This is a genomic window from uncultured Albimonas sp. (genome assembly GCF_963977235.1).
In the GTDB taxonomy this organism is placed as follows: domain Bacteria; phylum Pseudomonadota; class Alphaproteobacteria; order Rhodobacterales; family Rhodobacteraceae; genus Albimonas.
The window spans coordinates 1-12,148 of record NZ_CAXBOD010000091.1 but is presented as its reverse complement, the minus strand read 5'-3'; the positions used below and the strand labels follow the sequence as shown (position 1 = coordinate 12,148).

Annotated in this window: 13 protein-coding genes; 4 read left to right on the top strand and 9 right to left on the bottom strand. The window is 72.8% G+C overall.

The genetic code is table 11. The features are described from left to right. A partial coding sequence (locus tag AAC134_RS22390; protein WP_339951767.1) for a hypothetical protein occupies positions 1–220 on the bottom strand: 220 nt, incomplete at its 3' end. Positions 221–625: 405 nt separating this feature from the next. On the opposite strand from AAC134_RS22390, the gene AAC134_RS22385 reads away from it, so the two are divergent. The 4 genes from AAC134_RS22385 to AAC134_RS22370 all read left to right on the top strand — a co-directional run bounded on the left by AAC134_RS22385 (position 626) and on the right by AAC134_RS22370 (position 5,658). Further along, positions 626–3,142, top strand: a complete 2,517-nt coding sequence (locus AAC134_RS22385; RefSeq protein WP_339951765.1) for a mechanosensitive ion channel domain-containing protein — start codon at positions 626–628, stop codon at positions 3,140–3,142. A gap of 130 nt (positions 3,143–3,272) precedes the next feature. Then, a complete protein-coding gene (locus AAC134_RS22380; protein ID WP_339951763.1) occupies positions 3,273–3,800 on the top strand; it encodes a hypothetical protein in 528 nt (175 codons plus the stop codon). Next, a complete protein-coding gene (locus AAC134_RS22375; protein ID WP_339951762.1) occupies positions 3,793–5,025 on the top strand; it encodes an HlyD family secretion protein in 1,233 nt (410 codons plus the stop codon). The genes AAC134_RS22380 and AAC134_RS22375 overlap by 8 nt, the downstream gene beginning before the upstream one ends. Positions 5,026–5,094: 69 nt before the next feature. Then, a complete protein-coding gene (locus AAC134_RS22370; RefSeq protein ID WP_339951760.1) occupies positions 5,095–5,658 on the top strand; it encodes a lipid-binding SYLF domain-containing protein in 564 nt (187 codons plus the stop codon). Positions 5,659–5,698: 40 nt separating this feature from the next. Here the strand turns inward: AAC134_RS22370 and AAC134_RS22365 are convergent, their stop codons facing one another. The 8 genes from AAC134_RS22365 to AAC134_RS22330 form a co-directional block, all read right to left on the bottom strand. Continuing rightward, positions 5,699–6,115 carry a VOC family protein gene (locus AAC134_RS22365; RefSeq protein ID WP_339951758.1) on the bottom strand — a complete coding sequence of 139 codons (417 nt, stop codon included), beginning with the start codon at positions 6,113–6,115 and terminating at the stop codon, positions 5,699–5,701. A 166-nt stretch (positions 6,116–6,281) separates the two neighbouring features. Beyond that, positions 6,282–6,800, bottom strand: coding sequence for a hypothetical protein (locus tag AAC134_RS22360; protein WP_339951756.1), 519 nt, complete (start codon positions 6,798–6,800; stop codon positions 6,282–6,284). After that, positions 6,797–7,150 carry a hypothetical protein gene (locus tag AAC134_RS22355; RefSeq protein WP_339951754.1) on the bottom strand — a complete coding sequence of 118 codons (354 nt, stop codon included), beginning with the start codon at positions 7,148–7,150 and terminating at the stop codon, positions 6,797–6,799. The genes AAC134_RS22360 and AAC134_RS22355 overlap by 4 nt, the downstream gene beginning before the upstream one ends. A gap of 204 nt (positions 7,151–7,354) precedes the next feature. Further along, complete coding sequence (gene minE, locus AAC134_RS22350) at positions 7,355–7,654, bottom strand: cell division topological specificity factor MinE (protein ID WP_339951752.1); 300 nt, start codon at positions 7,652–7,654, stop codon at positions 7,355–7,357. Next, a complete protein-coding gene (minD, locus tag AAC134_RS22345) occupies positions 7,651–8,490 on the bottom strand; it encodes a septum site-determining protein MinD (RefSeq protein ID WP_339951750.1) in 840 nt (279 codons plus the stop codon). The genes minE and minD overlap by 4 nt, the downstream gene beginning before the upstream one ends. Next, the gene (gene minC / locus AAC134_RS22340; protein ID WP_339951748.1) at positions 8,487–9,179 is read right to left on the bottom strand and encodes a septum site-determining protein MinC; all 693 of its coding nucleotides are present in this window, start codon (positions 9,177–9,179) and stop codon (positions 8,487–8,489) included. The genes minD and minC overlap by 4 nt, the downstream gene beginning before the upstream one ends. Before the next feature lie 336 nt (positions 9,180–9,515). Further along, positions 9,516–10,283, bottom strand: a complete 768-nt coding sequence (locus tag AAC134_RS22335) for an SDR family NAD(P)-dependent oxidoreductase (protein WP_339951746.1) — start codon at positions 10,281–10,283, stop codon at positions 9,516–9,518. A gap of 146 nt (positions 10,284–10,429) precedes the next feature. Beyond that, entirely contained in the window at positions 10,430–11,953 is a 1,524-nt protein-coding gene (locus AAC134_RS22330) for a hypothetical protein (protein ID WP_339951744.1), read from the bottom strand. Between the last annotated feature and the right edge of the window lie 195 nt (positions 11,954–12,148).

Genomic DNA, 12,148 nt, shown 5'->3' with positions numbered 1-12,148 from the left:
CATCGGCGGCCTGCGCCGTCGCGCTGTCATCGGCGGCCTGCGCCGTCGCGCTGTCGGCAGCGGCCTGCGCCGTCGCGCTGGCGTCTCCGGACTGGGCCTGCGCGTCGCCCGTCTGGGCCCGCGGTCCCTGCGGCGCGGGCGCGGCGGCCAGCGCGATCGCCAGCAGCCCTCCCCCCGCCAACCGTGCGAGCGTCCCGCGCAGAGCGGTCGTGTCCCACATCTCCAAGCCCTCTCCCAAACCCCTCGTCGCACGGGCGGCGCGCCCCGGCGGAGGCTCGCCGGCGCCGCGGGCGCGGCTCCCCCCGACAGGGCCGGAGGGACTCGACCCTGCGACATGTTAACCGTCAGCCGCGCGGCGCACATCCCTTATTTGCGAGAGACTTCGCGACCGGCCGACGTTCTTGCGCGCCGCGGTCTCGCCCTCTGGCGCCGCCCCCGCCAGGCCTCTCGACCGCGCCCGGAACGCGACGCCCGGCGGCGAATTGCGCGCGTCACTTGTTATTCGCGCGAACGCGACTAGCCGGTCGGATGACGCTTGGATAAGGTCCGCGACGTGGACAGGGGACGAGACGCGGCGCCCGGGATCCGGAGTCCGGCGCGGCCAGTCCCGGGAGGGGGGCGAACGATGCGACACGCACGAACTGACAGCGAAAACCTCTCGACCGGCCGTCGCGGCCCGCTCTGGGGCCTGCGAGCCTGGGCCGGGGCGCTTGCCGCGCTGACGCTGCTCGGCCTGCTCTCGGCCGCCCAGGCGCAGGAGGCCGCGGCTCCCGCCCTGCCCGATCCGCTGACCCCGGAGGCCGCCCGGGCGCTCGTCGCCGGGCTGTCCGACCAGGAGGTCCGCGGCCTGCTGCTCGAGCGGCTCGACGCGGTCGCCCAGGCGGAAGCCGCCGCCGAGGCCGCGCCCGAGGCCGGGCTCGACGACGCCGCCGCCGCGGTGGGCGCGCATCTCGTCGACCAGGTGCTGAACATCGGCGAGCGCTTTGCGGCGCTCGGGCGCACGCTCGCCGCCTTCGGGGCCGAGGGCGGCGTCGGCGGGGCGCTGCTGCTGCTGGCGATGACCGCGCTCGCCGCCGCGGCGGGCTTCGCGCTGAACCTCGCCCTGCGGCGCCTCGCCGGCCGCGCCTGGAGCGAGCCCGCGCTGCGCGTGCCCGACACGCGTCCGGCGCCCGCGCGCACCCTTCCGACCGTGGCGCCGACCGACCCCACGCTGCAGGCGGCCCCGGCGACCCCGCCGGAGGCGGGTCCCGCGGCTGCGCCCGAAACCGCGCCCGCGCTCGAAACCGCGCCGGCGCCCGCCACCGCCGCCGAGGCGGCGCCCGAGCTTGCGGCGGCGCCCGTCGCCCCGCAGGCGCCGGCGATGGTGATCTCGTCCTCCCGGCGCATGCACATCGCGCTGCGCCGCTTTGCGATCGCGGTGCTGGGGGTCCTCGGCTTCGCCATCGGCGCGGGTCTCGTGCTGCGCATCGGCTTCCCGGTCGTCTTCGAAACGCCGCTGCCCCGCGCCCTGGCGTGGGAGATCCTTTATGCGCTGGGGATCTCGGTGCCGCTGTTCGCCGCCTGCCTGACGCTCGCCCTCTCGCCCGATCGGCCAGAGCTGCGCCTGCTGTCGGCCAATGACGTCGACGCGCGCCGCGCCTGGCGGGGGTACTTCGGGCTCGCGGTGCTGCTGGCCGTGCTCTCGCGCCTCTCGGCGCTGATGGTGCTGGCCGGCGAGGATCCGGCCGACGGCTGGTTCTTCTGGCTGGGCCTGATCTTCGTGATCGCCGCGGTGACCTTCACCTGGCGCGAGCGCGACACCCTCTCGTCGATCATGACCGCCCCCGGGCAGACGGCGGAGCCCGGCTCCTGGCCCCATGTCTGGCCGCGGCTGGCGATCGTGCTGATCGTGGGCCAGTGGCTGGTGGCCGAGCTGATCCTGGTGCTCGGCGCGCCGGGCACGCTGGGCGGGCAGGCGCGGCTCGGCGTGGCGCTGGTGCTGGTGGTGCCGGCCATCGACAGCCTGATCCGCGCCGCGGCCCTGCGCCTGGCGCCGGGGGCCACCGGCTCGGGCCAGGCGGCGCAGGCCGCGGGCGGCCGGGTGGCGCGGGCCTACCTGCGCATGGGCCGGGTGTTCGTCTACGTGGCGCTGATCCTGCTGCTGGCCAAGCTGTGGGGCCTCAACCTCTTCGGCCTCGCAGCGGGGGGCGTGGGGGCGGGCGTCGCGGCGGGCGCGATGCGCTTCGTGACCTTCGCCGCCGTCGGCTACATCATTTTCGAGCTGATCAACATCCAGTTCCTCACCCGCCTCAGCCGCGAGGCCACCGGCGACGCGGCAGAGCCCGGGGGCGTCGACGCCGAGGGCGGCGGCGCCTCCGCCTCGCGGCTGGCGACCGTGCTGCCGCTGATGCGCTGGGCGGCGCTGTCCTTCGTGGCGGTGTTCACGGTGATGCTGGCGCTCAGCCAGGCGGGCGTCGACATCGCGCCCCTGATCGCGGGCGCCTCGGTCTTCGGCCTCGCCATCGGCTTCGGCGCGCAGAAGCTGGTCTCGGACGTGGTCTCGGGCCTGTTCTTCCTGGTCGACGACGCCTTCCGCACCGGAGAATTCATCGACGTCGGCGGCACCATGGGCGCGGTCGAGAAGATCTCGGTCCGCTCGGTCCAGCTGCGCCACCACCTGGGCGCGGTGCACACGATCCCCTATGGCGACATCTCCAAGGTCACCAACTACAGCCGCGACTGGGTGATCATGAAGCTGCGCTTCACCGTGCCCTTCGGCACCGACCCCAACAAGATCAAGAAGATCTTCAAGAAGATCGGCCAGGAAATGCTCGAGGTCCCCGAGTTCAAGGAGGATTTCATCGAGCCGTTCAAGAGCCAGGGCGTGCTGGAATTCGACGACGTCGGCATCGTGGTCCGGGGCAAGTTCATGGCCCGCCCCGGCCGCCAGTTCGTCCTGCGCAAGGAGATCTTCAACCGCGTCAACAAGGCCTTCGACGAGGCGGGCATCGAGTTCGCCCGCCGCGAGGTCCGCGTGCGCGTCACCGACGACGAGGGCGAGGAGATCCCCGCCGACTCGCCCAGAGGCCAGGCCGCCCTGGGCGCGGCCGCTCATGCCGTCGAGCAACAGTCCGGGGGCGGCGCGCCCGCCGACTCCCGCTGAGTTTCCGGTCCGGCCGCGCTGGCGGCCGGACCGGCGCAGGGGCGTATCCGGGGGGATGCGCCCCGCCCCTCCCGAACACACACCCGCGTCGGCGACCGCCGGCCCGGACCAGACCACCGGAGACCCCGCCTTGGCCGATCCGACCCCCGACGCCGCCTTTGCCGATACGCAGGGCGTCGTGTTGCAGCACATTCCCTACTTCGTGACGCCCCCCGACCAGATGGACCAGATGCTGGTGGTCGTCGCCGGCTTCCTGCTGGCGGTGGTCGTCGGCATCGGCCTGATCTACTTCAACCTGCACGCGCTGCCCGAGCGGATGGCCCATCGCGCCAGCCACACCCAGTTCCAGCTGGTCGGCATCATGGCGCTGCTGGCGCTGTTCACCCACAACTCGGTGTTCTGGGTCGGCGCGCTGCTGCTCGCCGCGCTGAACGTGCCCGACTTCCTCTCGCCGTTGAACAAGATCGCCGACGCCCTGACCTCGGCGGCCGCGCGCCTCGACCCCAAGGGGCAGGCGCCCGAAGCGCCCGAGACCGCCGCGCCCGCCTGGTCGGCCGCGCCCACGGCGTCGGAGCCTGCCGCCTCGAGGGCTCCGGCCCAGCCGGAGCCGGACGCCGCCGCGATCTCCACTCCCGCGCGGGAGGACCGCAATGTTTGAGCTGATGTTCTGCTCCAGCGTCACGATCCTGCCGGACTACCTGTTCCGCCGCTATGTGCAGGGCAAGCGCTTCGGGCGCGAGATCACCCTGTTCTCGGTGTGGTACGAGCTGCGCTGGGGCCTGACGCTGTGCGTGCTGCTGACGGTCTCGCTGATCACGCTGGTGTTCTACTTCCACCCGTCCTCGACCAACGTGACCTCGATGTTCCGCACCGTGACCATCCTGCCCGAGCGGATCGGCCGCGTCTCGGAGGTCTATGTCGATCTCTCGGACCGGGTCGAGGAGGGGCAGCCGCTGTTCAAGCTCGACGACACCGCCCAGCAGGCGGCGGCGGCGACCGCGCGCAGCCGGCTGGCCGAGCTCGACGCCAACGCGCAGCTGGCGCAGGCCCAGATCGCGGCCGCCCAGGCCCAGCTCGACGCCGCCAACAGCGACCTGAACCTCGCCAACATCGAGTATCAGCGCAACGTCGAGCTCAACCAGCGCAACCCCAATGTGGTCGCCCAGCGCGAGCTCGACCGGCTCCAGGCCCGGGTCGAGAGCGCCAAGGGCCAGGTCGACGCCGCCGGGGCGCAGCTCGACACCGCGCAGAAGACCCTGTCGGTGCAGATCCCCGCGCAGAAGGCCTCGGCCCAGGCCCAGCTCGACGAGGCGCAGGTCCAGATCGACAAGTCGACCGTCACCGCCGGCACCGCCGGCCGGCTCGAGCAGTTCACCCTGCGCCCCGGCGATCTGGTCAACCCGATGATCCGCACCGCCGGCCTGCTGGTCCCCGAGGGGGCCGGGCGCAACCAGTTCGTGGCGGGCTTCGACCAGATCTCGGCCGAGGTGCTCGAGGTCGGCATGATCGGCGAGATCACCTGCCCCTCGCGCCCCATGGACGTGATCCCGGTCTATGTGACCGAGGTGCAGGACGTGTTCGCCTCGGGCCAGTTCCGCCCGTCCGACAACCTCGCCGACGTGACGTCGATGAACGCGCCGGGCACGGTGATCGTGTTCATGGCCCCGATCTTCCAGGGCGACCTGGGCAAGATCACGCTGGGCAGCCGCTGCGTGGCCAACGCCTACACCTCGAACGAGAAGAAGCTCGAGGATCCCGACATCTCGACCGCGGCCTACCTGTTCTATCACGTGGTCGACACGGTCGGGATCATCCACGCCGCGATCCTGCGCGCGCAGACCCTGCTTCTGCCGGTCCGCACGCTGGTGCTGGGCGGTCACTGACCGCGCTTGCGCGGCCGCGGGGACCGGAAGGGCCGGCCCCGCGGCGCGCCCCCTGGGGGGAGACGAACGATGAACAGACGACAGATGCTGGCCGCAACGGCCGCCGTCACGCTCGCGCTCGGCGCGGCGCTGACCCCCGCCGCCCCCGCCCGGGCGCAGAGCCTGCCCGAGCTCGAGGCCCAGGCCGACCGGACCATGGAGCGTCTGCTCGCCACCCAGCCGGTGACGCAGGAGATGTTCGACAGCGCCGCCGGCCTGCTGATCTTCCCCGAGATCGTGAAGGGCGGCCTGCTGATCGGCGGCTCCACCGGCAAGGGCCTGCTGCGGGTCGACGGCGAGACGGCGGGCGTCTATCGCTCGGCCGCGGTCAGCTACGGGCTGCAGGCCGGGATCCAGCGCTTCGGCTACGTGATGGTGTTCATGACCGAGAGCTCGCTGTCCTATCTCGACGACAGCGACGGCTGGGAGGTCGGGGTCGGCCCCTCGGTCGTCTACGCCGACGACGCGATGCTGGCGGGCCGCCTGTCGACGACCACCTACCAGGACGGGGTCTACGTGTTCTTCGTCGACCAGCGCGGCTTCTTCGCCGGCGCCGGGATCGAGGGCACCAAGATCACCCGCATCGCGGAGTGACCCGCCCGAGGCGGCGCCGATCCAGGCGCCGCCGCCCGCCTCACCCCTCGCGGCCGGGCTCGTCGGGGTTGCTGGAGAAGAGGGCGAGCTTGTTGCCCTGGGGATCGCGGAGATAGCCCACGTAGAAGCGCGGCCCGTAGGCCGCGCGGAACCCCGGCCGCCCCTCGTCGGTCCCGCCGGCGAGCAGCGCGGCGGCGTGAAGCTCGCGGACCTGGCGCTGGTTCCGCGCCTCGAACGCCACCATGGCGCCGTTGCCGGCCGAGGCCGGAGCGCCGTCGAAGGTCGGCTTGACGTAGAAGTCCGGCGGCGCCTGCGACGCGCCCGGTTGCGCGGGCAGCGCAAAGCTCAGGCCCTCGGGCCCCTCCGCAAGCGAATAGCCAAGGGCCGGCAGGATCGCGGCGTAGAACCGTTTCGCGCGCGCGATGTCGTCGGCGCCGACGGTGACGTAGGCGATCATGGTCGGCGCGCCTTTCGGGAGGCATGGCCCGCCGCCGCGGCGGCCCAGGGGGTGCGGGGCCGCAGGGCCCCAGGTTCGCGCGACATCCCCGCGGCGCGGGCGCGCCCTCGACCGAGGCGGACGGGCCCGGGCCGACCTGTGATCGGCCCGGGCGCGCCGGATACGCTCAGTAGGCGTCGCAGACGCCGTCGCCGTTGTTGTCCACGCAGGTGTTGTCGGGATCGTCCGAGTTGGCGATGGCCGCGCCGACGCCGAGCCCGATGACCCCGCCGACCAGCGCGCCCGCCAGTCCGTCGTTGTCGTCGTCGTCGTAATAGACCCGCCCGCCCGGGCGATAGCCGCGATAGGACGGTCTGCCCCGGTTCACCACGATGTTGTTGTTGCTGCGGTTGTTCACGCTGGGGCTGTGACGCCCCAGGCTCGGCTTGCGAACCGGCGCGCCGCCGCGCACGCCGCCCCCGGGCCGACCGCCCTTCTTGGCCACGACCATGTCCGCCTCGCCCGCAAGCGGCGCCTCGGCCAGCCCCGGGATCGTCAGAGGCGTCGAGAAGCCCGCGCCCGCGCCCGCGCCGATGTCAGCGCCTGCGCCTGCGTCCGGGCGCGCCGGCGCGCCGTCGAACGAGGCCGCCGCCGCCGCGCTCGCGACAAGGCAGGCGGCCGTGGCGGAGATCACCAGGCGTCTCATTCTTCGGCCTTCAGGTCATAGTCGGTGCGGATGCCCTCCCACTGCTCCAGCATCGCCGGGCAGTCGATGTCGGCCGCGGCCACGGCCGAGCCGTAGCCCACCCCCGTCGCATACAGGAAGGCGATGTCGGAGCCGACGTCCTGCAGGATCAGGTCGAACAGGTGGTGGGCCTCTTCCTTGAAGGTCGGTCGGTCGTCCTCGGCGGTGCAGGCGTAGGCGTTGCCGATGGCCAGGGCCAGCCCGCGCACCTTGTCGGCCATGGCGTCCTTGTCCCCGGCCTCGGTCTGGGCCTGGGCCGCCGCCGTGCAGGCCATCAGCCCCCCGACCACGATCGCGATGGTTCGCTTCATCTGCTCTCACTCCCCTTGGGTCGCGCGACGCGCCCGGACAGCAGAGCATAGCCCCTCGCGCCCCTACGGCAAATGAACCCTGCCGGAACGCGCGCAGCGCCCGACAGCCAACCGGGGCCGCGGACAGGAGGCCAGCGGCCAGGACCGCCAGGGAGACGCCGCGAGGGCGTTCCCGGGACCGGCCGGCGACCCCGCCCCGTCCCCTCAGCGCGCGGCGGAGGCGGTCTTCGCGGCGGCGGCGGGGGCCGAACCGTTCCCCGGAAGCTCTATGTTAATCTCGAGGGTCGAGAAGTCGTCCCCCCGCTCGACCCGGATGTCGACGCTGTCGCGCGCCACCTTCATGTGGCGCTGGATCACCTCGATGATCTCGCGCTGGATGATCGGCAGCACGTCGGGGCCGGCGCGCCCGGTGCGCTCATGGGCCAGCAGGATCGACAGCCGCTCCTTGGCGGTGTCGGCCGTGTTGTCCTGCGGCTTGCGGCGGAAAAATCCGAACATGCTCATGCCGGGCGCCCCAGGATCCGCTGGAACAGGCCCCGGCGCTCGGGCTGGACCCGCATCTCGAGCTGCTCGCCGACCAGGCGCGAGACCGCGTCCGAATAGGCCTTGGCGGCCGTCGACTTGTCGTCGAACACCACCGGCGTGCCGACGTTCGAGGCGCGCAGGACCGCGGGGCTTTCGGGGATGATGCCCAGAAGCGGGATCGAGAGGATCTCCTCGACGTCCTCGATCTTCATCATCTCGCCGCGCGCGACCCGGCCCTCGTCGAAGCGGGTCAGCAGGAGGTGCGGCTTGACCGGCTCCTCGCCCTGCTCGGCGCGACGGGTCTTGGAGCTGAGCAGCCCGATCACCCGGTCGCTGTCGCGCACCGAGGAGACCTCGGGGTTGGTGACCACGATCGCCTCGTCGGCGAAATACATCGCCAGATGCGCGCCGCGCTCGATCCCCGCGGGGCTGTCGCACAGGATGTAGTCGAAATCCTGCGAGAGTTCCTCGAGCACCTTGCCCACGCCCTCGAGCGTCAGCGCATCCTTGTCGCGCGTCTGCGAGGCCGCGAGGATCGAGAGGTTCTCGAGCCGCCGGTCGGTGATCAGCGCCTGCTTCAGCCGCGCCTCGCCCTGGATGACGTTGATGAAGTCGAAGACGACCCGCCGCTCGCACCCCATGATGACGTCGAGGTTGCGCAGGCCCACGTCGAAATCGATGACGACGGTCTTGTGCCCGCGCATCGCAAGGCCGGCGCCGATGGCGGCGGTGGACGTCGTCTTGCCGACGCCGCCCTTGCCGGAAGTCACAACTGTGATCTTGGCCACGCTGGTCCTCTCTCTCGGTTGCGTCATTTGAGGCCGACGATGCGCAGGGCGTCGTCTTCCAGGAAGGCTTGAACGGGCTGCTGGGCGAAGGCATCGCCCATCTCCTCGCTCGTCTTGTAGAGGCCGGCGATGGCGATCAGCTCGGCCTCGAGGCTCTGGCAGAAGATCCGGGCGGTCTCGTCGCCGTGCACGCCCGCCAGCGCCCGGCCGCGCAGGCGGCCGTAGATGTGGACGTTGCCATGGGCGATGATCTCGGCGCCCGAGCTGACCGAGCCGACCACCACCACGTCGCCCCGCTCGGCATAGATCCGCTGCCCCGAACGCACCGGCTCGGTCACCAGCACGGTGGTCGAGACCGGGGCTTCGGGCTCGGGTTCGGGGGCGGCGGCGGCGGCCTCGGCGGGCTTGCGCGGCAGGGCCGCGTCGCGTCCGCCCTGCAGGGCGGTCAGCCCGGCCTTTGCGGCGGCGGCCTTCTGGCGATCGGTGGCGTTCTGCACGGCGAAGGGAATCATGCCCCGCGTCCGCAGCCCGCGCAGCAGCTCCGCCACGTCCTCCTGCGCGTCGAGACCCTCGGCCTCGGCGAGGTCGAGGATCAGCGGCGCGTCCGAGAAGAAGCCCGGCGACTGCCGCAGCAGGTCGTCGAGCGCCGCGAGATAGTCGGCGCCGGGCCGGCCGCCGACCGGCAGGGCCACGGCGGTGAGGAATCTTCCGCGCACCTGCAGGCGCTTCGTCGCGACGGATGCCTCCACCGCGCCGGCCTGCGCACTTGTCGATTGCACTTTCGAACCTGCTTCACTGCTCCGGCATCCTGGACGGATGCTCTTGTGTTCGACCTCTACCCGTTCCGCGGGCGGTCCGCCACCCTCCGACGCAGGCCCCCGCTCCGGTGGTTGAGAAGCCGACCCGCGCCGTGGATTTGGCGCGGATCCCTCCGCCGGAGCGAGGGGCGCAGACAGCGCGAAAAGCGGCGGACCGGGAGCGACGCGCGCCGCGAACCGGACGGGGCGACCCGCCGAAAACCGGGCCGCCCCGCCTTCGTCAGCTGGTCCCGCCTAGCGCCGCGCGCCGGCCGTCGAGCCGCCGTCCACCTGATAGGTTCCGCCGGTGCAGAAGCTGGCCTCGTCCGACAGCAGCCAGCAGACCAGCGCCGCGACCTCCTCGGGCTCGCCATAGCGGCCGAGCGGAATCGCGGCCTTCAGGGCGGCGGCGGCGCGCTCGGGGTCGCCGCGGCCGTAGCCGTCCTCCAGCGCGTGGATCATCCGCGTGTCGATGGGCGCGGGGTGGACCGTGTTCACCCGGATGCCGTGGGCCGAGCCCTCGAGCGCGGCGGTGCGCATCAGCCCGATCACCGCGTGCTTGGAGGTCGTGTAGCGCGCCAGCCCCGTCGCCCCCCGCAGCCCCGCCGTCGAGGAGGTGATCACGACCGCGCCGCCGGTCTTCTTCATCGCCGGGAACAGTGCGGCCAGCCCCACATAGGGCCCGCGCACGTTCACCCGCATCACCTCGTCGAAGTCCGCGATATCGCCGTCCTCGAGCGCCGCCACAGGCCCCTCGATCCCGGCGTTGAGAAAGGCGCAGTCGATGCGCCCGTGGGCGACGAGGCCCTTGTCGACGGCCGCCTGCATGACGCTGGGCTCGGCCACGTCGCCGGGCGCGATCTCGGCGCCGCCCAGCTCCTCGGCCAGCGCCTTCAGCGGGGCCTCGTCGCGGTCCTGAAGGACCAGCCTGGCGCCCTCGGCGGCCATGCGGCGCGCGGTGACGGCGCCGATGCCGCCGGTGGCGCCGGTGATCAGCGCGATCTTGCCCTCGAAACGAGCCATGGTCTTCCTCCCGCCCGGATCCGGCCGGGCGCCGGCCCGGCGCGGCCGGGCGTTCTAGGTTTTTTTGTGCGCCCGCGCGCCCTGTGAGGAACGCGCGGGTCCTGATCTTCCGGCCCCTTCGCGGCGCGCGGCGGGCCCGGCGAGTCTCAGCCCGCCCGTTTCCAAACCTGCAGCGGGGCGCCGCCGTCGGGCCCGGGCGCGGTCCCCGGCACGATCTCGCCGGCGGCGCCCACGGGCTCCTGCGCGCCGTCGGTCAGCCAGGCGATGGCGTCCGCGTCGTCGCCGGGCACGATGGCGACCGTGCGCGCGCCCTGGGCGGTGCGCGCCACGATCACCCCGTTCCGCGGGGCGCCGTCGCGCGCATAGAACACCGTGTAGGTCTCGACCGTGGCGGGGCCGGCGTAATCCTCGACCAGCTCGGGAACCGGATCGCGCAGGGCGTCGGCGTCGGCCTGGTGGTCGAACTCGGCCGGAAAGCTCGCGCCCGGGATCGGCTCGCGCCCCAGCACGACGGTGCAGCTGTAGGTCGCGTGCCCGCCGTTGGCGAAGACCAGGCCCAGCTTGGCGCCCTCGCGGATCCGGCCCGCCATCGCCGCGATCGCATGGCTCATCACGTTGCCGATCGGCCCGCCGCCGAAGGTCAGCCCGCCATAGACGGTGGCGGGCTTGTCGGCCGGCCAACCCAGCACGCGGCGCGCCATCTTCGGCACGCAGGGGAAGCACGAATACAGCTCCACCGCGTCCAGATCCTCCGCCGCCACCCGGTTCTTCTCCAGCGTCTTGCGGATCGAGACCTCGATCGTCGCCGTGCGGTCGTAGCGGTCGCGCCTGAGGATGTCGGCGTCCTCCTGCGCCCGCGCCGCCAGCCCGACATGGACCAGCCGCTCCTCGGGGATCCCCGCCTCGCGGGCGGCCGCGAGGCTCGCCACCAGGAACCCGGCCCCCTGGTTCACCGAGCCGTTGGCCACCATCAGCTTGGAATAGGGGAACGCGATCGGCCGGTTCCCGCCGTCGGGCGAGAGGATCGCCTCCGGCTCCAGTGGTTTGCGCAGCCAGGCGTCGGGGTTCTCGGCCGCCACCTTGGACATCAGCGACCAGATCAGCGCGCTCTCGTCCTGGCCTTCTTCCAGGCTCTGCCCCCAGGCCGCCCGGCAGCCGTTTTCGTAGAGCGGATAGACGTCCACCGGCGCCGTCAGCCCGTACCGCGCCCGCAGCATCCCCTTCGAGCGTCGCTCGGAGCTTGCGCGCGAGGCGTTGGCCTCGCCGCCGCCGGACGCCGCCGCCCGCCGCGCCGCGGTTCGCAGCGCCTCGCCCCCGGTAACGGCGGCCACCTCGACCTCGCCCGCGCCGATCAGGTTGCAGGCCTCGGCCAGCAGCGTCACCGGCCCGTCGCCCATCGGCCCCGGCGTGACCTTGCGATGGGCGGGCGAGGCGCCGAGCGCCGCCGCCACCCCATCGGCAAGGTCGCCGAGCCCGGGACATGAGATCTGGTCGACCACCGCGACCGAGCCCAGCCGCGCCAGCCATCCCCCGCCCGCATCCGCATCCGCACGCCGCAGCGCCTCGACCATCAGGCCGAGCGAATCGAGCCCCCTGGCCGGGTCCTCGGGCCGGTCGTTGACCTGGCCCACGCCGATGATGACGGGTATCCGCCGCGGGTCGCTGCTCACGCGCGCCCTCCTTCTCCTCGCGCCGCGCAGCCCCCCGGGACCGCGCCGGCTCATCCACCGCCGCGACGCTATTTGCCGGCCGACCGGTCGTCAATCGCGCCCCCGGCCACAGCCGCCAAGGCGTCCGTGCCGCGCGCTCGCTCGAAACGCAGAAGGCCCCGCCAAGGCGGGGCCCTCCTGAGGCCCGCAAGGGCC